21 protein-coding genes and 1 pseudogene are annotated in these 20,406 nt (G+C 71.9%); 13 read left to right on the top strand and 9 right to left on the bottom strand.

What is annotated here, in order from left to right; translation table 11 throughout:
• Positions 1 to 10 precede the first annotated feature (10 nt).
• The 5 genes and pseudogenes from ACLJQZ_RS24520 (at position 11) to ACLJQZ_RS24500 (ending at position 6,108) form a co-directional block, all read left to right on the top strand.
• A complete protein-coding gene (locus ACLJQZ_RS24520; RefSeq protein WP_410622205.1) occupies positions 11 to 937 on the top strand; it encodes an ATP-binding cassette domain-containing protein in 927 nt (308 codons plus the stop codon).
• Positions 934 to 1,386, top strand: a pseudogene (locus tag ACLJQZ_RS24515) (ABC transporter permease); the annotation flags it as partial. The gene ACLJQZ_RS24520 and the pseudogene ACLJQZ_RS24515, both read left to right, overlap by 4 nt.
• A gap of 375 nt (positions 1,387 to 1,761) precedes the next feature.
• Positions 1,762 to 4,278, top strand: a complete 2,517-nt coding sequence (locus ACLJQZ_RS24510; RefSeq protein ID WP_410622286.1) for a DEAD/DEAH box helicase — start codon at positions 1,762 to 1,764, stop codon at positions 4,276 to 4,278.
• On the top strand, positions 4,275 to 5,378 hold the full coding sequence (locus ACLJQZ_RS24505) for an SWIM zinc finger family protein (protein ID WP_410622204.1): 1,104 nt from the start codon (positions 4,275 to 4,277) through the stop codon (positions 5,376 to 5,378). Before ACLJQZ_RS24510 ends, ACLJQZ_RS24505 begins: the two co-directional genes overlap by 4 nt.
• Positions 5,379 to 5,529: 151 nt before the next feature.
• Positions 5,530 to 6,108 (top strand): DinB family protein, encoded by a 579-nt coding sequence (locus ACLJQZ_RS24500; RefSeq protein WP_410622203.1) that lies wholly within the window; start codon positions 5,530 to 5,532, stop codon positions 6,106 to 6,108.
• Between the two features lie 24 nt (positions 6,109 to 6,132).
• Here the strand turns inward: ACLJQZ_RS24500 and ACLJQZ_RS24495 are convergent, their stop codons facing one another.
• Positions 6,133 to 6,948, bottom strand: a complete 816-nt coding sequence (locus ACLJQZ_RS24495; RefSeq protein ID WP_410622202.1) for an FAD-dependent monooxygenase — start codon at positions 6,946 to 6,948, stop codon at positions 6,133 to 6,135.
• On the opposite strand from ACLJQZ_RS24495, the gene ACLJQZ_RS24490 reads away from it, so the two are divergent.
• Complete coding sequence (locus ACLJQZ_RS24490; protein WP_410622201.1) at positions 6,934 to 7,185, top strand: hypothetical protein; 252 nt, start codon at positions 6,934 to 6,936, stop codon at positions 7,183 to 7,185. The two genes, ACLJQZ_RS24495 and ACLJQZ_RS24490, sit on opposite strands and share 15 nt — an antisense overlap.
• On the opposite strand, the gene ACLJQZ_RS24485 is transcribed toward ACLJQZ_RS24490, so the two are convergent.
• The 4 genes from ACLJQZ_RS24485 to ACLJQZ_RS24470 all read right to left on the bottom strand — a co-directional run bounded on the left by ACLJQZ_RS24485 (position 7,182) and on the right by ACLJQZ_RS24470 (position 10,313).
• Positions 7,182 to 8,804: an acyl-CoA dehydrogenase family protein gene (locus ACLJQZ_RS24485; protein WP_410622200.1), complete on the bottom strand. Its 1,623-nt coding sequence runs from the start codon at positions 8,802 to 8,804 to the stop codon at positions 7,182 to 7,184. The two genes, ACLJQZ_RS24490 and ACLJQZ_RS24485, sit on opposite strands and share 4 nt — an antisense overlap.
• Positions 8,788 to 9,393, bottom strand: coding sequence for a TetR/AcrR family transcriptional regulator (locus tag ACLJQZ_RS24480; RefSeq protein WP_410622199.1), 606 nt, complete (start codon positions 9,391 to 9,393; stop codon positions 8,788 to 8,790). The genes ACLJQZ_RS24485 and ACLJQZ_RS24480 overlap by 17 nt, the downstream gene beginning before the upstream one ends.
• Positions 9,394 to 9,426: 33 nt before the next feature.
• Positions 9,427 to 9,564, bottom strand: coding sequence for a hypothetical protein (locus ACLJQZ_RS24475; protein WP_410622198.1), 138 nt, complete (start codon positions 9,562 to 9,564; stop codon positions 9,427 to 9,429).
• Between the two features lie 293 nt (positions 9,565 to 9,857).
• Entirely contained in the window at positions 9,858 to 10,313 is a 456-nt protein-coding gene (locus ACLJQZ_RS24470; RefSeq protein ID WP_410622197.1) for a DNA topology modulation protein FlaR, read from the bottom strand.
• A gap of 58 nt (positions 10,314 to 10,371) precedes the next feature.
• Here ACLJQZ_RS24470 and ACLJQZ_RS24465 point away from each other — a divergent pair, with 58 nt between their 5' ends.
• Complete coding sequence (locus ACLJQZ_RS24465) at positions 10,372 to 11,349, top strand: SDR family NAD(P)-dependent oxidoreductase (RefSeq protein WP_410622196.1); 978 nt, start codon at positions 10,372 to 10,374, stop codon at positions 11,347 to 11,349.
• On the opposite strand, the gene ACLJQZ_RS24460 is transcribed toward ACLJQZ_RS24465, so the two are convergent.
• Both ACLJQZ_RS24460 and ACLJQZ_RS24455 read right to left on the bottom strand, forming a co-directional pair.
• On the bottom strand, positions 11,336 to 11,980 hold the full coding sequence (locus ACLJQZ_RS24460; protein ID WP_410622195.1) for a DUF1345 domain-containing protein: 645 nt from the start codon (positions 11,978 to 11,980) through the stop codon (positions 11,336 to 11,338). The two genes, ACLJQZ_RS24465 and ACLJQZ_RS24460, sit on opposite strands and share 14 nt — an antisense overlap.
• Positions 11,981 to 12,029: 49 nt before the next feature.
• The gene (locus tag ACLJQZ_RS24455) at positions 12,030 to 12,587 is read right to left on the bottom strand and encodes a helix-turn-helix domain-containing protein (protein WP_410622194.1); all 558 of its coding nucleotides are present in this window, start codon (positions 12,585 to 12,587) and stop codon (positions 12,030 to 12,032) included.
• Positions 12,588 to 12,628: 41 nt separating this feature from the next.
• Here ACLJQZ_RS24455 and ACLJQZ_RS24450 point away from each other — a divergent pair, with 41 nt between their 5' ends.
• A complete protein-coding gene (locus ACLJQZ_RS24450) occupies positions 12,629 to 13,144 on the top strand; it encodes a GNAT family N-acetyltransferase (protein WP_410622193.1) in 516 nt (171 codons plus the stop codon).
• A 567-nt stretch (positions 13,145 to 13,711) separates the two neighbouring features.
• Positions 13,712 to 14,674 (top strand): tyrosine-type recombinase/integrase, encoded by a 963-nt coding sequence (locus tag ACLJQZ_RS24445; RefSeq protein ID WP_247051816.1) that lies wholly within the window; start codon positions 13,712 to 13,714, stop codon positions 14,672 to 14,674.
• Positions 14,675 to 14,696: 22 nt separating this feature from the next.
• On the opposite strand, the gene ACLJQZ_RS24440 is transcribed toward ACLJQZ_RS24445, so the two are convergent.
• A complete protein-coding gene (locus tag ACLJQZ_RS24440) occupies positions 14,697 to 15,077 on the bottom strand; it encodes a hypothetical protein (RefSeq protein ID WP_326949640.1) in 381 nt (126 codons plus the stop codon).
• Positions 15,078 to 15,143: 66 nt separating this feature from the next.
• On the opposite strand from ACLJQZ_RS24440, the gene ACLJQZ_RS24435 reads away from it, so the two are divergent.
• Both ACLJQZ_RS24435 and ACLJQZ_RS24430 read left to right on the top strand, forming a co-directional pair.
• Positions 15,144 to 15,926, top strand: coding sequence for a glycerophosphodiester phosphodiesterase (locus ACLJQZ_RS24435; RefSeq protein ID WP_410622192.1), 783 nt, complete (start codon positions 15,144 to 15,146; stop codon positions 15,924 to 15,926).
• A gap of 99 nt (positions 15,927 to 16,025) precedes the next feature.
• Complete coding sequence (locus ACLJQZ_RS24430; RefSeq protein WP_410622191.1) at positions 16,026 to 17,168, top strand: hypothetical protein; 1,143 nt, start codon at positions 16,026 to 16,028, stop codon at positions 17,166 to 17,168.
• Between the two features lie 45 nt (positions 17,169 to 17,213).
• Here the strand turns inward: ACLJQZ_RS24430 and ACLJQZ_RS24425 are convergent, their stop codons facing one another.
• Entirely contained in the window at positions 17,214 to 17,885 is a 672-nt protein-coding gene (locus ACLJQZ_RS24425; protein ID WP_410622190.1) for a transglycosylase family protein, read from the bottom strand.
• Positions 17,886 to 18,130: 245 nt separating this feature from the next.
• On the opposite strand from ACLJQZ_RS24425, the gene ACLJQZ_RS24420 reads away from it, so the two are divergent.
• Entirely contained in the window at positions 18,131 to 19,531 is a 1,401-nt protein-coding gene (locus ACLJQZ_RS24420; RefSeq protein WP_410622189.1) for an MFS transporter, read from the top strand.
• 21 nt (positions 19,532 to 19,552) lie between these two features.
• Entirely contained in the window at positions 19,553 to 20,317 is a 765-nt protein-coding gene (locus ACLJQZ_RS24415) for a thymidine kinase (protein WP_247051822.1), read from the top strand.
• Positions 20,318 to 20,406 lie beyond the last annotated feature (89 nt).

Below are 20,406 nucleotides of genomic sequence, written 5' to 3'. Positions count from 1 at the left end.
AAGGGGGAAGATGACTCCGCAGATCCAGGCCGAGGGACTCCGCAAGCGCTACGGCGCCGCGTACGCCCTCGACGGGTTCGATCTGTCGGTCCCGGCCGGCACGCTGCACGGCCTGCTGGGACCCAACGGTGCGGGCAAGACCACCGCCGTCCGCGTCCTGAGCACACTCCTGTGTCACGACGACGGCGTCGCGCGCGTGGCCGGCTTCGACGTCGCCACCGAACCGGCGAAGGTCCGGGCGGCGATCGGCGTCGTCGGCCAGCAGGCCGCCGTCGACGAACTGCTCTCCGGGCGCCAGAACCTGGTGCTGTTCGGCCGGCTGCACCACCTCGGCCGCCGCGAGGCCACCCGCCGCGCCGACGACCTCCTGGCGCGGTTCGACCTCGCGGAAACCGGGTCGAAGCCGGTGTCCGCGTACTCCGGCGGCATGCGGCGACGCCTCGACCTGGCCGCCTCCCTGCTCGCGGCCCCGCGAGTCCTGTTCCTCGACGAGCCGACGACCGGCCTGGACCCACGCAGCCGCATCGAGGTCTGGCGCGCGGTGCGGTCCCTGGTGGCCGACGGCACGACCGTCCTGCTCACCACCCAGTACCTCGAAGAAGCCGACAGGCTGGCCGACCGGATCTCGCTCGTCGAACACGGCCGCGTCATCGCGGAAGGCAGCCCGGCCGAGCTGAAGGGCTCGCTCGGCGCGACCCGGATCGAGCTGGTGCTGACCGATCCGGACGTCGTCGCGGCGGCGACGGCGCTGCTCGCGCGCGTCACCGGCGCCGAACCGGTCACCGAGGAGCTGCGCGTGAGCGCCCCGGCGGAGCCGTCGATGCTGACCGACGTCGTGCGCGAGCTGGCGGCGACCGAGCTGGCGTTCGCCGACGTGGCCCTGCGCCACCCGACGCTCGACGAGGTGTTCCTGGAACTGACGGGGGTGGCGCGATGACCTGGGCGATCACCGACGGCTGGACGCTCACCCAGCGCTACCTCGCGCACCTGGCCCGGCGCCCGGCCCGGCTCGTCACCGTGGTGGCGTTCCCGATCCTGATGGTGCTGATCTTCGCCTACCTGCTCGGCGGCGGGATGACCGTGCCGGGCGGCGGCTCCTACCGCGAGTTCCTGATGCCGGGGATGTTCGGCATGACCATGGCGTTCGGCCTGTCGGGCACGATGATCGCGGTGCTCGACGACGCCGCCAAGGGCGTCACCGACCGCTTCCGGTCGCTGCCGATGGCGCCGTCGGCGGTGCTCACCGGCCGGGTCGCGGCGGACCTCGTCAACGCCGTCCTCGCGCTGGCCGTGCTGGTGGGCTGCGGGTTCGCGGTCGGCTGGCGCCCGCACGGCAGCCTCGGCGAGACCCTGTCCGCGGTAGCGCTGCTGGTCCTGCTGCGGGCGGCGCTGGTCTGGGCCGGGATCTATCTCGGCCTGCTGACCACGGACCCGTCGATGGTGACGCTGGCCCAGACCCCTCGAGTTCCCGTTCGGGTTCCTCTCCAGCGCGTTCGTCGCGACGGCGACGATGCCGGCGTGGCTGGGAACCGTGGCCGAGTGGAACCCGTTGTCCTCCACGGTGACAGCGGCGCGGGTCCTGTTCGGCAACCCGGGGGTGGCCGGGACGTCCTGGGTGAGCACGCACCCGGTGCCGATGGCGGTCCTCTGGCCGCTGGTCCTGCTCGCGGTGTTCGTGCCGTTGTCCGTGCGCCGATACGGGAGGCTGGGGAACTGAACGCCGATTTCCTGCCGGGGGAACCGCCACGAGCGGGCCACCTGGTGCTCGACGGCACACCACTGTCCATCGTGGACGGTCTGCGGGCGTTGCTCGCGAGCGACGACCCGGAGCCGTCCGTCGTGTTCTGGGCGACGGCGGCGAAGGCCGCGCTGCGGCTGGTCGCCGCGGGACGGCTGCTGCCGGGGGTCACCGAGGCCGGGCACGACGCCTGGCGTGTCGGCCCCCTCCAGCCGGCGGACGCCGCGTGGCTGCGGGACCTGGCCGCCGCGATGCCCGCCGGCGACCGGGCGCCGGGGCCGCTGCTGCGGGCGTTCCTCGACGCCGTCGCCGACACGCTGCCCCGCACGCCCGCCGCGGCGAAGGCCGCCGGCACGAAGTTGTTCGCCGCCGTCGCGCCCCAGCGGGCCGACGCCGTCCGCGACTGGGCGGACGAGCTGGCCGCGGGCCTCGACTCGGGCATCCGGGTGTCGTTGCGCGTCGAGGCACCCGACGGCTTCGACGCCGGCCGCTACCGGGCCGTGGTCCAGGTGCACAGCCTCGCCGATCCCGGGCAGCTCGCCGACGCGGCGGAACTGTGGGAGACGGGCCGGTTCGGGCCGCGGGCCCGCATCGACGTCGTGCTGGCGCTGCGGCGGGGTGCGCAGGTGTGGCCGGCGCTGAGCCCGCTGCTCACCTCGGCCGTCCCGGACGAGCTGGCGCTCGCTGGGGACGACCTGACCGAGCTGGTCGCGGCCGCGGCCCCACGGCTGACCGCGGCCGGCATCGACGTGCACTGGCCCGCCGAGCTGGCCGGTTCGCTCACCGCGCGGGCCGTCGTGGCCGCAGGGGACGCACCGGGTGACCTGCCGTCGTTCTTCGGCGGCGGCCGGGCACTGGCCTTCGACTGGCAGCTCGCGCTCGGCGACGAGGTCCTGACCGAGGCCGAACTGGACGCGCTCGCCGAGGCGCGGCGTCCGGTGGTGCGGCTGCGGGATCGCTGGGTGCTGATCGATCCGGCGTTCGCGGCGAAGGCCCGCGAGCGGACGCTCAAGCCGCTGACCCCGGTCGACGCGCTCGGCGCCGTGCTGAGCGGCACCACCGAGATCGACGGCGAGCACGTCGAGGTCGTCACCGAAGGCTGGCTGGCCGACCTGCGGGAACGCCTGGCCGCGCCACCGGAACCGCCGGTGCCGCCGTCCGGGCTGGCCGCGTCGCTGCGGGACTACCAGCTGCGCGGGCTGCAGTGGCTGGCCACGGTCACCGAGCTGGGGCTCGGCGGGTGTCTCGCCGACGACATGGGCCTGGGCAAGACGGTCACGCTGATCGCGCTGCACCTGCACCGGGCGGCCGGCCCGACGCTGGTGGTGTGCCCGGCGTCGCTGCTGGGCAACTGGGAACGCGAGATCCGGCGGTTCGCCCCGGGCGTGCCGGTGCGGCGCTTCCACGGCGCGGCCCGCTCCCTCGACGACGTCGACGGGTTTGTCCTGACGACCTACGGGACGCTGCGGACCGATCCCGCGCCGCTGGCCGGCGTGCGGTGGGGGCTGCTGGTCGCCGACGAGGCCCAGCACGTCAAGAACCACCGCTCCAGTACGGCGAAGGCGTTGCGGCTGGTGCCCGCGTCGGCGCGGGTGGCGTTGACCGGCACGCCGGTGGAGAACACGCTCTCGGAGCTGTGGGCGATCCTCGACTGGACGACGCCGGGGCTGCTGGGGTCGCTCTCGGAGTTCCGGGCGCGCTGGGCGAAGCCGATCGAGGCGGGTGACCCGGCGACGGCGGAACGGCTTTCCCGGTTGCTGCGGCCGTTCCTGTTGCGGCGCCGCAAGTCCGACCCGGGGATCGCGCCGGAGCTGCCGGCCAAGACCGAGACGGACCGGCCGGTGGCGCTCAGCCCGGAGCAGGTGGCGCTGTACGAGGCGGTGGTGCGGGAGATGATGGCCGACATCGCCGCGAGCGAGGGCATGGCGCGGCGCGGGCGGATCGTGAAGCTGCTGACCGCGTTGAAGCAGATCTGCAACCACCCGGCCCAGTACCTCAAGGCGCCCGGCGGGCGCTCCGGGAAGCTGGAGCTGCTCGACGAGCTGCTGGACACCATCCTCGCCGAAGGCGGCGCGGTGCTGGTGTTCACCCAGTACGTCGCGATGGCCCGCCTGCTGGAGCAGCACCTGGCCACCCGCGGGATCGGCACGCAGCTGCTGCACGGCGGCACGCCCGTACCGCGGCGCGAGGAGCTGGTGGCGCGCTTCCAGGACGGCGCGGTGCCGGTGTTCCTGCTGTCGCTCAAGGCGGCCGGCACCGGGCTGAACCTGACGCGCGCCGATCACGTCGTGCACTTCGACCGCTGGTGGAACCCCGCCGTCGAGGACCAGGCGACCGACCGGGCGTACCGGATCGGGCAGACCCGGCCGGTGCAGGTGCACCGGCTCGTCGCCGAGGGCACGGTCGAGGACCGGATCGCGGCGATGCTGCGGGAGAAACGGGCCCTGGCCGACGCGGTCCTCGCTGGGGGCGAGGCGGCGCTGACCGAACTGTCCGACACCGAGCTCGCGGAGCTCGTCGAACTGAGGAGCCGCGGATGAGCGACGACCGCGTGCGGGGCTTCCCCGCGTTCGGGGCGACCGGGACGCGCGGGCGGTTCGCGACGTCCTGGTGGGGCCGGGCCTGGGTGAGCGCCATGGAGGACACCGCGCTGGACCTGCGGCAGCTCAAGCAGGGCCGCCGGTACGCCGCGGCCGGGCTGGTCGGGCCGATCACGGTGAGCCCGGGCCGGATCGCGGCCGTGGTCGATGACGTGGACAGCGCTGGCGGCGGCCCGTACCGCACCCAGCTCACGCTGGCGGAACTGTCCGAAGGGGACTGGGTGCGGTTCCTCGACCGGGTGGCCTCGCGTGCCGGGCACCTGGCGGCGTTGCTGGACCGGGACATGCCGCCCGACCTGGTGGCGGCGGCCGACGACGCCGGCGTCCACCTGCTGCCGGTGATCGGCGACCTCGACCCGGAGTGCGACTGCCCGGGCTGGGAGCTGCCGTGCAAGCACGCGGCGGCGTTGTCGTTCCAGGCGTCGTGGCTGCTGGACGCGGACCCGTTCGTGCTGCTGCTGATGCGCGGCATGGGCGAGCGCGAGATCCGGGAGGAACTGGAGAGCCGGACCGCGCCACGCTCGGACTTCTCCGCCGACGTCGACCGGACGCCGGGCGAGCTGCCGGACCTGGCGGAGTTCCGGCCTTCGGGGGCGCCGTCGATCCCGGCGGCGCCCGGGGTGCCCGCCGAGGCGTTCGCGCTGCTGGTGGCCAACGCTTCGGCGCAGGCTTCCGCCGTGCTGGCCGGAGAGCCGTGGCCGGGTCGCCGGCAGGACACGATCCGGCTGGCCGCGGAGTTCCCGTCCGCGCGGCTGGGCGAGGGACCGGAGTTCGAGCGGGCGGTGGCGGCGTGGACGCACGGCGGCCGTGCCGGGCTCGACGTCCTCGACGCGACGTGGACGCCGCCGAAGCCGGTGCTCGCGGCCGCGCAGGCCGCGCTCGCCGACGCCGAGCCGGTGTTCGAGCGCAACCACTGCACGCTCGGCGAGACTCAGCTGCGCCTGGACCACCAGGGCCGGTGGCACCCCTACCGCCGCGAAGGCGGCGTGTGGTGGCCCGCCGGGCCGCCGGAGACCGACCCCGGTCTGCTGCTGGGCTGAAAGCGCCGGAATTCCCGGTATCCAGCGCGAACCTCGCTGTCTCCTGTCCCGTGACGGCGGCTTCCGCCGGGCCACTGGGGGTGCGGGCGCGCGGGCTCGTCCCGCGCGCCCGCCCGGTCCGTTGTCGGTGCCCGGCGCTAGCGTGCGCGGCATGGACCTCGCCGCCGATCTGCGCCGCTACCTCCAGGACTCGCGGAAAAGCCTGCTCGCGTCGCTGGACGGGCTGAGCGAGTACGACATCCGCCGCCCCGTGACGCCGACGGCGACGAACCTGCTGGGCCTGGTCAAGCACCTGGCCGGCATCGAGTTCGGGTACCTCGGCGACTGCGTCGGCCGGCCCACTCCGGTGCCGCTGCCGTGGGTCGAGGACGCGTCGATCTGGGACAGCGCGGACATGTGGGCCACGGCCGAGCAGACCCGCGAGGAGCTGGTCACCCTCTACCGCCGGGCGTGGCAGCACTCCGACGAGTCGATGGCCGAGCTGCCGCTGGACGCCCCGGCGACGGTCGCGTGGTGGCCGGAAGAGCGCCGGCGGACGACGTTCGGCTCCCTGCTGGTGCGCGTCGTGGCCGAGACCGCGCAGCACGCCGGCCACGCGGACATCATCCGGGAGACGATCGACGGCCGCCCGGGCGCCGACCACGACGTCGCCGGCGACGCGGACTGGTGGACCCGCCACCTCGCCCGCGTCCAGGAGGCCGCCGACCAGCACGCCCAGCCGAGGTCGTGAGTGGTTAGGGCGGTTCTAACCGCCCTAACCACTCACGACCGGGGTGACCGTGTAGTCCTTGACCGTCATCGAGTCGTGCATCCGCACGCCGCCGGTGTTGAGCTTCGCGATCGTTCGGGTCAGCCCGGCCGGCAACGCCGACACCAGCTGCCCGCCACGCGCGAGCGCCCAGACCCCGGCGCGCGAACCCGGGATCAGGCTCCGGGCCGCGCCGAGCGCGAAGGCCCGGCTCTTGCGCACCAGGTCGCCCAGCTCCCGTTCGTAGGCGGCGAACGCTCGCGTGTGGTCACCACCCGCCGCGGCCAGCTCGCCGGCCAGGACGTACGCGCCGAGCACGGCGAGGCTGGTGCTGCCGCCGACGGCCGGGCCGGGGCAGTACCCGGCGTCGCCGACCAGGGTGACGCGGCCCTTCGACCAGGTGTCGCGCTGCAGCTGCGTGATCGAGTCGAAGTAGAACGTGCGCTCGACGGCCGGCTCGGCCAGCCAGCTGTCGACCTGCGGATGCATCCCGGCGAAAGCTTCCCGGAGCAGTAGCTTCTGCCGGGCGACGTCGCGGTGGTGGTAGTCGAGCGGCTCGTCGCGGCGGAAGAGGAACACCGCGCGGGCGTCGTCCATGTGCCGGGCGCTGTAGATCGCCGCGGTGCGCCCCGCGCCGAGGTGGGCGACGGTCTCACCGTCGAGGCCGAGGACGTCGGGCAGGGACAGGACCGCGAGGTAGGCGCCGATGAACCGGGTCTGCCCGGCTTCCTCACCGAAGACCAAGCGGCGGACGTTCGAGTGCAGGCCGTCGGCGCCGACGACGATGTCGAACTTCCGGGGCGCGGCGTGGTCGAAGGTCACCGAACCGTCGGGGGAGATGGCCGTGATAGAGTCGCCGAACAGGTACTCGACGTCGTCGCGGCCGGCGTCGTACTCACCGAGCTGATCAGCGGCCCCGAACCCACACTCGAGCAGGCCGCCCGCGCGATCCTCGCCCTCGGCGGCCTGCAGGACGTCTGCATGCAGTTCCCCGACGCCCCCGTCGACGAGCTGAGGGCCGCGGCGGTCGCCGCCGCCCTCGACGCTCTCGGCCGCTAGCGGACCGCGGCACGCTCGATGATCGCGCCCGTGTCGACGCCGGCCGGCAGCGTGCCGAACGCGATGCCCCAGTCACCGCCGAAACGCGACGCGCAGAACGCGTCCGCGACCGCCGGGTCGCCGTGGCGCACCAGCAGCGACCCCTGCAGCACCAGCGCCAGCGACTCCACCAGCCGCCGCGCGCGGTACTCGATCCCGTCCAGGTCGGTCAGCTCCTTGCGCACCCGGTCGACCGCGTCGTCCAGCCGCGCGTCACCACCCGCGGCCAGCTCGACCTCCTCGAAGAACGCCGCCACCGACTCCGGCTGCCGGCCCATCGCCCGCAACGCGTCCAGCGCCGCGACGTTGCCCGAGCCCTCCCAGATCGACATCAGCGGCGCCTCGCGGTAGAGCCGCGGCATGCCGGACTCCTCCACGTACCCGTTGCCACCGAAGCACTCCAGCGCCTCCGCCGCGTGCGCCGGCGCCCGCTTGCACACCCAGTACTTCGACACGGCCAGCCCGAGCCGCCGGAACGCCTGCTCCCGCGGGTCGCCGGGCCGGTCGCCCGCGGCCGCGAGCCGCATCGCCACCGTCGTCGCCGCCTCCGACTCCAGCACCAGGTCGGCCAGCACGTTCGCCATCAGCGGCTGGTCGACCAGCGCCTTGCCGAACGCGTAGCGGTGGGTGGCGTGGTGCACCGCGCGCACCGCGCCCAGCCGCATCCCCGACGCGCTGCCGAGCGCGCAGTCGAGGCGGGTGTTGTTGACCATCTCGATGATCGTGCGGACCCCGCGGCCCTCCTCGCCGACGAGCCAGCCGACGGCGTGGTCGTACTCGATCTCCGACGACGCGTTCGACCGGTTGCCCAGCTTGTCCTTCAGCCGCTGCAGCCGGATCGGGTTGAGCGAGCCGTCGGGCAGGACGCGGGGGAGCAGGAAGCACGACAGCCCGCCCGGCGCCTGCGCCAGCGTCAAGAACATGTCGGACATCGGCGCGGAGGTGAACCACTTGTGCCCGACGAGGGTGTAACTGCCATCCGCGGACGGCGTCGCCGTGGTGGTGTTCGCGCGGACGTCCGAGCCGCCCTGCTTCTCCGTCATCGACATGCCCGCGATCAGCCCGCGCTTGGATGTCGGCTCCCGCAGCCCGAAGTCGTACTCGGTCGCCGCCAGCAGCGGCTCGTACCGCGCCGCCAGCTCCGGGTTCGCCCGCAACGCCGGGATCGCCGCATAGGTCATCGAGATCGGGCAGCTGTGCCCGGCCTCGACCTGGCCCCAGACGTAGAACTTCGCCGCCCGCGCCGCGTGCGCGCCTTCACGCGGGTCCCGCCACGGCGTCCCGTGCAGCCCGTGCTCGACCGCGACCGTCATCAGGTCGTGCCAGTGCGGGTGGAACTCGACCTCGTCGATCCGGTGGCCGTAACGGTCGTGGGTGCGCAGCACCGGCTCGTGCTCGTTGACCAGCCGGCCCCAGTCCTGGGCCAGCTCGCTGCCGGCCAGCCGGCCCAGCTCATGCACCTCGGCCGCGGCCCAGCCCGCCCCGGCCCGCTCGAGGCCGTCCAGCAGCGCCGGTTCGGCGGCGACGTCGTGGCCGTTCAGCGGCGGGACCTGGTTGACGACGTCATGCGTGGCGGGCATCGGAACCTCCTAGAGCGCGAAGGACGAACGCGCGCAGAGCGGCGACGTCCTGTTCGTTTCCACTGGTCAACGGGCCGATCAAGACCTCGGCGGCGGCCCCCACGAGCGCGGCCGCGGTGATCCGGCCGTCCTGCGGCGGCAGCGAGCCGTCCCGCACGCCGGCGGCGACGTGCTCGGCGACGACGTCGGTGAACGCGCGACGGAACTCGAGCCGTTCGGCGTCGATGAGCGCGTCGACCGGCTCGGCCAGCAGGGCGTAGGCCTGCCGGGGGGCCTTGAGGGCGCGCTGGGCGAACGTCTCGAACACGGCCAGGACCCGCTCGGCGGGCAAGCCCAGCCCCGCCGACGCCGCCCGGACCGCCTCGACCTCCCGCGTCACGACCTGCCGGAACACGTGCACGACCAGGTCGGCCTTGGTGGGGAAGTGGCGGTACACGCTGCCGACGGCCACCCCGGCCCGCTCGGCGACCGCGGCGACGGAACAGCCGCTGTAGCCGCGCTCGGCCAGCTGGCCGAGCGCGGCGGAGACGATCGTCTCGCGCTGCGCGTCGAGGCGTTCCTGCACCTTCGGGGTGCGGCGGTAGGGCACATCAAGAAGTGAAGCACTGATTCATTGCTTCAGTCAACGCTCCAAGACTCGCCGCAGAATCGGCTCGAGCAGCGGACGCAGGGGAGCGGCGAACCCGAACACGATCCGCCGCGTCACCCGGATCCCGCCGTCGACCGGCACGCAGGAGAAGGACGCCTCGAACGTCGACACCCGGCGCGCCAGCCCGGTTCTTCAGCCGGTCGGGAAGCACGACGTCGACCCGCTCACCGGGAGTCAGCGTCATCCGGGACACGATCTTCGGGCCCGGCCCCAGTCCGGGCAGCACCGAGCGGAACCGGAACCCGGTCACGTCCCCCTCGCGCCAGACCGCCTGCGACCTCAACCCCGGCTCCGGCGCCCTCTACAAGCACTACCCGATCCTCGACGTCCTCATCGGACACACCCCGGCGACCTCGAACCCGAACGCTTCATCGCCGCCTGGACCGACCACGCCGTCACGGCCCTCAACCTGCTTCCCTGAGAAACCGTTCCACCGCACCGGGGGAGCGCAGCTCCACGACGTCCACACCGGACTCCGCCAGCACCCGCCGCAGCCCCGGCAACGACCGCCGCCGGTACCCCAGCACCCACCACCAGAAGTCCGCCCGCTCCCGGCCCCGCCGCACCGCCCGCCAGACACACCGCACCAGCGAGAAGTTCAGCAACACCACCGTGTCGGCCACCGCCAGCCGCACCTCCAGCACGTCGTACGGCCCGAGATCACCCTCCAGCACCCACCGCGGCCCGGCCACCAGCTCCCGCTGCCGCGCCACCCACTCCACCCGCGACAACCCCGCGAGCCCGCCCGCCCAGAACACCGCGTCCAGCTCCACCACCGGCAACCCGCACACCACACCGAGCCGCCGCGCGAACGTCGACTTCCCGGCACCACCACGCCCCAGCACCAGCACCCGCTCCACCCCGCCATCCTCACCCGGACTTGCCCTGGAGCGCACTCCAGCTCCTACGGTCGAAACCATGGGCACCCCTCAGCACAAGATCGGCTCCGGCTTCGGCGCCACCAGCACCACGGCGGACGTCCTCGACGGCATCGACCTCACCGGCAAGCTCGCCCTCGTCACCGGCGGCTACTCCGGCATCGGCCTCGAAACCACCCGCGCCCTCGCCGGCGCCGGCGCGCACGTCGTCGTCCCGGCCCGCCGCCCCGCCGTCGCCGAGGAAGCACTCACCGGCATCACCGGCGCCGAAGTCGGCGAACTCGACCTCGCCGACCTGGACAGCGTCCACACCTTCGCCGGCCGCTTCCTCGCCACCGGCCGCCGCCTCGACATCGTCATCACCGGCGCCGGCATCATGGCCACCCCCGAAACCCGCGTCGGCCCCGGCTGGGAAGCCCAGTTCGCCACCAACCACCTCGGCCACTTCGCCCTGGTGAACCGCCTCTGGCCCGCCATCACCGACGGCGCCCGCGTCGTCGCCGTCTCCTCCCGCGGCCACCACTTCTCACCGATCCGCTGGACCGACCCCCACTTCGAAACCGGCTACGACAAGTGGCTCGCCTACGGCCAGGCCAAGACCGCCAACATCCTCTTCGCCGTCCAGCTCGACCGCCTCGGCCAAGCCAGGGGAGTGCGCGCCTTCGCCCTGCACCCCGGCTCGATCCTCACCCACCTCGTCCGCCACATCCCGCAGGACGAACGCGTCGCCCAAGGCTGGATCGACGAAAACGGCACCCCCAGCACCTACTTCAAGACCCCCGAAGCCGGCGCCGCCACCCAGGTCTGGGCCGCCACCTCACCGCGGCTCGACGGCCTCGGCGGCGTCTACCTCGAAGACTGCGACATCGCCGAACCCGCCCCCGCCGGCGACGGCGTCACCGACGCCGGCCTCCGCCACGGCGTCCGGCCCTACGCCACCGACCCCGCCGAAGCCGACCGCCTCTGGACCCTCTCGGCCGGCCTCACCGGCGTCGACGCCTTCGCTACTTCCCGGTGATCACACCCACCGCGATCCCCAGGATCGCCGTGTTGTAGACGAACGACACCACGCTGTGCGTCAGCACCGTGTACCGGATCGGCCGCGCCCGCACCTCCACATCGGACGTCGCGAACGACGTCCCCACCGTGAACGCGAAGTACGCGAAATCAAGCAAGTTGGGCCGCTCCGTGGCCGGAAACCGCAACCCCGGCTCCGGCGCGGCCTGGTAGTGCAGGTGGGCATAACGGTCCGCGTACCCGAAGTGCAGCAGGATCCACGCCGCCAGCACCGCCGGCACCGCACTGATCTGCAGCACCGACGCCATCTCGTCGTCCTCGTCGGCGATCGCGTTCGCCACCAGGATCAACCCACCCGCCGTCATCCCGACAACACTCACCACCAGCGTCGCCGCGAAGTTCCACCGCCGCCCCAGGAGACTGTGCAACCACGACGGCTCCGCCTCGTCACCCACCAGCCGGTACCGCCGGATCCGCACCCACCGCGACACGATCGCCACCAGCGCGAACACGTCCCACGCCAGCAGGAACACCACGTCCAGCCCGGTGTTCGGCGCGATCAACCACCCCAGCCCCAGCAACACCAGCAGGAACTCCGCACACCGGTACCAGATCCTCCGCAGCCACCGCATCGCGCGAAACTAACGGCCCCACGCCCCGACGGCACCCGGGATCACCTGGTCAGGTGGCCCGGGGGACCAGCGCGACCAGATACCGGCAGGGGAGCGACCCCGGGTTCTCGAACACCCGGTCCGGCGCGGACCCCAGCTGCAGGCAGTCCCCGGCGTCCAGCTCGTGTACCTCGGTGCCCTCCCGCATCCGCAGCTGCCCGGCCAGCACCCAGATCTGCTGGTGCAGGAACGTGCTCGCCCGCAACGGCACCGCCGCACCCGCCGGCAGCTCGATCTCCACCAGCTCCAACGGCCGCCCGGACGCGGGGGAGAGCGACCGGCGCCGGTACCCGGAATCCGGATCCACCCACACCGGCTGCTCCGCCGCCCGCACCAACCGCCGCTCGTCACCCTCGGCCCGCGCGATCAGCTCCGTCAGCGTCATCCCCAGCGCGGCCGACAGCTTCGCCAGCAACGCCGCCGTCGGCTGGACGTCACCCCGCTCGATCTTCCCGATCATCGCCCGGGACACCCCCGAGTCCTCGGCCAGCACGGCGACGGACAGGCCTCGGGACGTCCGCGCCGTATGCACGGTCGCCGCCAGCCGAAGAGTCAGGGGATCGGTCATCACTTGATACTATACGACTCGATATGGCTACCATAGGAGCCATGAAAGTCCGAGACGCCACCCCGGACGACGCAGCCGTCTGCGCCGCCATCTACGCGCCCTACGTCACCGACACGGTGATCTCCTTCGAAACCGAACCACCCGACACCGAAGAAATGGCCCGCCGCATCGCCGGCGCGCACGCTTGGCTCGTCCTCGAGGAAGACGGACAGGTACGGGGGTTCGCCTACGCCGGCCCGTTCGCCAAGCGCGCCGCGTACCGGTGGTCGTGCGAGACGAGCATCTACCTGGAACCCGGCCGACGCCGGACAGGCGCCGGCCGCACGTTGTACGAGACGTTGTTCAGCAGCCTGCGGGAACGCGGATACCGGCGGGCGTTCGCCGGGATGACGATGCCGAACGACGCGAGTGCCGGACTGCACCGCGCACTGGGGTTCGAGCCCGCGGGCGTCTACCGCAAGGTGGGCTGGAAGCACGGAGCCTGGCGTGACGTCGCCTGGGTCCAGAAGGACCTCTCGGACGACGAGGGAGCGCCGGATCCCGGTTACTTGACATAATGTACATTATCGGCACTAGGGCAGTGCCTGCGGCGGACGCCCAAGAGGGGCGAAAGAAGCCGAACTCGACGGGGATTCTTCGCCAGGACGGCTTCTCCTGAGAGAACGGCCAGGAGCGGGGTGCCAGCGTCGTCGTACGGAGTCTCCTGAGTCTCAGGGGTGCCCAGGAAGGGTTTCTTGGGACCGCGAGAGACATCCCCTGGAGCCGCGGATTCGATGTCCAGTCACCCGACCGCAAAACGTCACGGTGACGAAACTAGAGTACCCAATGTTAGGCCGAACGCACGTCAGCGAGACTTGACGGGCTCATCGGGCGTCATCCGGAGATCTGCCCTCGGCCGGCTTCAGGCCCAGGCGCCCCAGGTGGCAGTCGAACATGTGTGCGCATACCCCGCGGTGTGTCAGATGAGCCGTCAGAGGGCCTCGAAGGCCGTCAGGTGAGATCCGGGATCCCCCGGAAGCGGATCCCTGGCGATTCCGACATTTCATGCATAATGGCAATTATGCATGAAATCGGACGGGACCCGGTGAGCGGAATTGTCGGTGCCGTACGGTACAAGATCCACCATGAAGGTTTCCGAGGCCCAGCAAGCCTTCTTCGCCGCCCGCCGGCCGCGCAAGGACTCGCCGCACACCACTGACGCCTACCGCCGGGATCTGGCCGGGATCACCACTCTCCTGGTTTCGGAGCTCGGCCGCCCCGCCGAGGACCTGGCGGTCGCCGACCTCACCGGGCAGGCCCTGCGCTCGGTGTTCGGGGTGTTCGCGGACGGGCACGCGAAGAGCTCGGTGCTGCGGGCCTGGTCGACGTGGAACCAGTTCCTGACGTTCTGCGTGGCGGACGGGCTGCTGGCGGGCAACCCGATGGGTGCGGTGGCGCGGCCGCGGACGCCGGCGTTGACGCCGAAGCCGTTGCGGGGTGAGGAAACCCCGGAGCAGCTCTTGTCGGCGGCGGCCGCCGGTTCGCGGCGGGCGCGGGACCCGTGGCCGGAGCGGGACGTGCTGGTGATCGCGCTGGGGCTGGTGGCGGGGTTGCGGGCGGCGGAGATGCGGGCGCTGACGCCGCGGTCGCTGGTCGGGCGCGCCGGTGAGCTGCGGTTGCACGTGAAGGGGAAGGGCAGCCGGGATCGGTCGATCCCGGTGCAGCCGGTGCTGGCGGAGCTGATCGAGCGGTACCGGGAGTCGTGCCGGGTGCGGTTCCCGGGTGTGCGGTCCTCCCCTGGTTCGCCGTTGCTGGTGGACCGCGCGGGTGAGCCGATCGGCCGGGGCGCGCTGGAGTACCTGGTGAAGTCGTGTTACCGGGGTGCGGGTTTGCACGACCGGGTGCCGGTGGGTGCGAACCTGCACGCGTTGCGGCACACGTTCGCGACGCGGTTGGCGGAGGACGGTGCGACGGCGTCGGAGATCATGGCGCTGCTGGGTCACGCGAGCTTGGCGACGAGCCAGAACTACATCGAGGCGACGGGCCGGGAGCAGCGTGCGGCGGCGGCGAGCAACCGCACTTACCGCGCTTTGGACGGCTTGAGCTGATCGGCGACTCGGTGCGGGTGGGTCAGCGGAGTTGTTCGAGGTCCTTGGCGGCGCGGGCGATGTCGGCGGCGAGGCCGCGCAGCTCTCCCGCGTCGGCGCCGTCGTCGGCGGCGGTGACGATGTCCTCGGCGGCGCAGCGGAGCTGGAACAGGCGGTCCTGCAGTGCGGCGATTTCCGTGTCGGACAGCACAACGGCGTCTTCGGGGAGGCCGCTGCGTTGCAGCGCGGTCCGGCGTTCGTAGGCGCGCTGGCGGCAGGACTGGCCGCAGTAGCGGCGGCGGCGGCCGACGTTGCCGCCTTCGGGGAGGCGTCGGCCACACCAGCCGCAGTGCTTCGGGGCGCCGCGGCGGGCCGGGGCCAGGTCGTCCACGGGTGGCTGGGCTAGTTCGGCGGCTTCCCTCACCCGGGAGACCCTAGCTGGCCATCGTCTGCTCATGCCGGGGTCATGGCGGAAGTGCACACTTGAGGGATGCGCGCGTCTTTCCCGTACCTGGCTGATCCGCTCCCCCGTGCCTTCGCGCACCGTGGCTGGCACCTCGATGAGCTGGCGGGGCTGGAGAACTCGCTGCCGGCGTTCCAGCGGGCGTTCGCGGAGGGGTACCGGTACATCGAGACGGACGTGCACGCGACGGCGGACGGTGTGGTGGTGGTGCACCACGACACGCACCTGGACCGGACGACGGACGGGTCGGGGGCGATCGCGGCGCAGACGTGGGAGCAGCTGAAGAACGTGAAGGTCGGGGGCAAGGTCGCGCTGTCGCGGCTGGAGGACGTGCTGGAGGAGCTGCCGGAGGCGCGGTTCAACATCGATGTGAAGGTCGATCGGGCGGTGGAGCCGTTCGTGGAGGTGCTGGCGCGGACGGGTGCGCGGGACCGGGTGGCGGCGGCGTCCTTCTCGGACGCGCGGCTGGCGCGGTTGCGGAAGCTGGCGGGGCCGAAGCTGGTGACGGCGGTCGGGCCGCGGTCGGTGCTGGCCCTGTGGGCGCGCGGGAAGCTGCCGCTGCTGCCGCTGGGCGGGCTGGTGCTGGGGGTGATGGCGCAGGTGCCGGTGCGGCAGGGGGCATTGCGGGTGGTGGACAAGGCGTTCGTGTCGATGGCGGGGCGGTCCGGGATCGAGGTGCACACGTGGACGATCGACGATCCGGCGGAGATGCGGACGCTGCTGGACCTCGGGGTGCACGGGATCGTGACGGATCGGCCGGACCTGCTGCGTGAGGTGCTGATCGAGCGGGGCACCTGGCAGCAGGCGTGACGGGAATTTTGTCCACCTGTTCGCCGGAGTGACCGGTTCGTGCCGGTCTCGCTAGCGTGGGTTTCCGCCCGGTTCCGGGCTTCCTTGGGGAGGGAATCCATGCGAAGACGTGCTGTTGTGCTGCTCTGCGCCGTGCTGGCGTTGCTGGGTCTGGTCGCTGTGCCGGGTGCGGCGGTGGGGCCGCCGCCGAATTCGGAGCCCTACACGGCTCCGGTGGATCAGCCGTTGTCGCTGGACGAGTGTCATGTGGACATGCGGCATGGCTATTACGTGAAGAGCGCCTTCGGGGCGTGCTGGTTCACGGAGCTGAAGTTCGCGCACTACGCGTGCCCGGAGCCGGAGTGCGTGGTGGACGGGACGGCGTCGGCGTACGTGTTTTCGACGTTGAACGTGCTGAAGGACTCGCGGCAGGTGGCGTTGGCGCATCGGCTGGTGAACTGGCGGACGGACAACGTGGCGGACACGGCGCGGTTCGGGGTGTCGATCCTGTGCGGGCCGCCGACGGGTGGTGCCGGGTTCTGTGACCGGTCGGTCGTGCCGGTGGTGAAGAGCATCGCGGAGTGGAAGGCGGCTCCCGACGTCACGGAGGTGTTCTCGCTGGACGGCGAGGATCCGCCGGCGACGGGGGCGTCGGCGGCGGTGGCCGCGGAGAAGCGGACGTCGTACACCGTGTCGTCGCGGCTGGTGGCGGAGACGGACGGCCGGTTCACGTTGACGGGGTCGTCGATGGGGACGGGTGTGCGGTGCGACGTGGCGCGGCAGTCGGATCCGGCGTACGTGCGGGGTGCGGACTGCGTGCTGCGGACGTGGTTCACGCCGATGTTCGACTTCTCGGCGGGTGAGCTGCCGATCGCGGAGACGGGGCGGTTCGTGCGGGACGTCGCGCCGGCCGGGCGGTACGCGGGTTATCCGGGGACGTCGGGTGGGTCGGCCGGGTTCACCGGGCCGCAGAACCGGTTGTTCTACGACGTCGCGGCGCGGCAGGCGCACCGGGTGGCGGCCGAGGCGCGGTGTGCGAGTACGTGGGGGCCGTTCTGGAACCGGCACTCGGGTGGGCTGACCAACGTGTGCGGTGCTTATCCGGTCGACGAGAGCGTGCAGGGTGCTTCGGCGACGTCGTCGTTCACGGTGCGGCCGGTGCTGGACACCGACCACGCGGAGTTCGTGCGGCGGTTCACCCGGTTCCTGGCGGAGAACCACGTGCTGGACGGGGACGGGTACTACTTCTATCCCCTGCCGTGACGCCGGGGCCGGGCCGGGGGCTGCTCCCCCGGCCCGGCGCCGGCGTCAGCGGGGTGGTTTGCCGTTCCAGGCGGCGTCCCAGGTCTTGGGGCCGAGGAGGCCGGAGTCCTTGATGCCGTTGGCGCGCTGGAGGGCGAGGACGGCTTCCTTGGTCTTCTCGAGGTAGCAGCCGGTGCCGGTGAAGCCGTAGCCGAAGGCGTTCATGCGGAGCTGGAACGTCTTGAGCGGGGCGGCGCAGTCGCCGTAGGCGTAGACGACGCCCGGCCACGCCGGTTTGCCGCTCGGGGGTGGCGGGGTGGGTGCGGGGGCCGGTCCCCCGCCACCGATGTAGGCGGAGTCGGCGTAGCTGGGGACGCGCTTGCTGCGGGCGTCGCCGTCGCCGGAGAGCTTGAGCATGCCGGCGCACTGCCAGGGCTGCCAGCCGCGCATCCGGTAGAGGTACAGGGCGCGGTAGTCCTGTTCGTGGGGGGCGGCCTGGTCGGGGCGGCCGGTGCCGCCGACGCTGCGCCAGGTGGGGAGGTCGAACTGGTAGGCGCCGTAGTAGCCGTTGCCGGTGTTGGTGGCGTAGCGGCCGCTCGACTCGCACATGCGCAGCTTGGCCCAGGCGCTCGACGCGGGGTCCGCGGAGGCGATGGCGGGGACGGTCAGCTGCAGACCCAAAGCGGCGAAGGCGAGAAGCAGGGTTCTCGCCACGGTGCGTCGGCGGTTGTGGATCATGCGAGCACAGTAAGAGGGTGCCTCTTTGACCACAAGAGACACACTGCTCGCACGAGTCTCACACGAAACACCGTTCACGCCGGCGAGCGACACGCCGTGACGCGTCGAATGTGATTGCCACGGAAGTGGCGGATGATCACGGTGCGACGAACCGGACACGGTTTCGGCGAACTTCGGGACCGGCGGCGGCACTGCCCAGTAGTCTCCGCGCTGACCTGGACGTTCTTGACCCTGAGGAGCCGTGGATGACGCTGGCCGGAACGCGCTCGACCAAGCGCGAGCGCTGGGGCTGGTATTTCTACGACTGGGCGAATTCGCCGTTCTATTCGTCGACGACGACGGTGTTCGGCGCGCTCTACATGAGCACGATCGCGGCCGAGGACGCGAAGTCGAACTTCACCCTTAACGGGGACCACGCTTGTGTCGACGCGTCCGGCGCGTCGGACACGCTGCACAACTGCGACGTGAGTTTGTTCGGGCTGCACTTCCCGGCCGGCTCGACGTGGGGCTACCTGCTGTCGGTGGCGACCGTGGTGCAGGTGCTGGTGCTGCCGATCGCGGGCGCGGTGGCCGACCGCAGCCGCAACAAGCGGCGGATCCTGGGCGGGTTCGCGTTCCTGGGCGCGGCCGCGGCGGCGGCGATGTTCTTCATGGCCGGGTCGGACTGGCAGCTGGGCGCGGCGCTGTTCATCGTGGCGAACATCGGGTACGGCGGATCGCTGGTCGTCTACTACTCGTTCCTGGTGGACATCGGCGGGCCGGACGAGCGGGACGACATCTCGGCGAAGGGCTGGGCGTTCGGGTACCTGGGTGGTGGCCTGGCGCTGGCGTTGCAGCTGGGGTTCTACCTCGGTCACGACGCCTTCGGGGTGTCCAAGGGCACGGCGGTGCAGATCTGCTTCCTGACCTCGGGGCTGTGGTGGGCGTTGTTCACCGTTCCCTCGGTGCGGGCGCTCCCCCGCGACCACACGCCGGTGGACGTGGCGCCGGGGACGTCGGTGCTGCGGGCGGGGTTCGGCGAGCTGCGGCGGACGATCGTCTCGGCGAAGGCGTTCCCGCTGACGCTGGCGTTCCTGGGCAGCTACCTGATCTTCACCGACGGCATCACCACGGTGGTGGCGGTCTCGGCGCAGTACGGCAAGGACGAGCTGCGGTTCGGCGACGAAGTGCTGATCATGACGATCCTGGTGATCCAGTTCGTGGCGTACCTGGGTGGCACGCTGCACGGGCTGGTGGCGCGGCGGTACGGGGCGAAGCGGACGATCCTGGGCAGCCTGGTGCTGTGGATCGTGGTGCTGGTCGGGGCGTACTTCATCCAGCCGGGGAAGGTGGTGCAGTTCCTGGCGGTGGCGGTGGGGATCGGGCTGGTGCTGGGCGGGACAAACGCGCTGTCGCGGTCGCTGTTCAGCCAGATGATCCCGCAGGGCAAGGACGCGCAGTACTACTCGCTCTACGTCGTGGGCGAGCGCGGGACGTCGTGGCTGGGGCCGCTGGTGTTCGCGGGGGTCGGGCAGGCGACGGGGTCGTTCCGGCTGGCGATCGTGGCGCTGGTGATCTTCTTCGTGGCCGGTCTGGTGCTGGTCGCGCTGGTCCCGGTGCGGCGCGCGATCGTGGCCGCGGGCAACCGTCCGCCCGAGGTGCTGTAGTCCCCGATAGGGTCGGCTGTCGTGACCTCGCTGAACGACCGGGCCTCCGGCCCCGATCCCACGGACGCGCTGTCGTCGGTTCCCGCGGCCGGTTCGCGCCGCGGGACGCCGCCGGTGGGCCGGCTGAAGTTCTGTTACGGGCCGATGGACTGCGGGAAGTCGACGCTGGCGCTGCAGATCGACCACAACCACGCGCGCCAGGGCAGACGGGGGCTGGTGCTGGTGCGCCACGACCGCTCGGGCGCGCCGCAGATCTCCAGCCGGATCGGGTTGAGCCGGCAGGCGGTGGAGGTCGGCGAGGACACCGACGTGCGTGACCTGGTGCGGCAGGAGTGGGCGCGCGGGCAGCACGTGGACTACGTGGTGGTGGACGAGGCGCAGTTCCTCTCCCCCGGGCAGGTCGACCAGCTGGCCGAGCTGGCCGACGAGGTCCAGATCGACGTCTACTGCTTCGGGATCGCGACGGATTTCCGGAGCAAGCTGTTCCCGGGGGCCGCACGTCTGTTCGAACTGGCGGACGAGCTGCAGCCGGTTCAGGTGGAGGTCTTGTGCTGGTGCGGGCTGACCGGCCGGTTCAACGCGCGGGTGCTCGACGGCGAAGTTGTGCGCGAAGGCGATACGGTGGTCGTGGCAGATACCGAACAATCCGTAGTTGAAACTTCAGCTTCAGCACGATTTGAGGCCGAAACGGCTACTTTGCGTTATCAGGTATTGTGTCGTCGCCACTTTCGGGCGGGTGACCTGGGGCCCGTTACCGCTCATCACGGTCAGTTACGGTTGACCTGAGAGATGCCCGAGTAGCCCATCCGGGGGATATCAGCACTAAGAAGGCCGTATTGACGTCACGCCGGAGCGCGAAATGCCTCCTACTAGTG

Source organism: Amycolatopsis sp. cmx-8-4 (genome assembly GCF_046548675.1).
GTDB lineage: Bacteria > Actinomycetota > Actinomycetes > Mycobacteriales > Pseudonocardiaceae > Amycolatopsis.
This window is presented reverse-complemented; position numbering and strand designations above follow the sequence as displayed.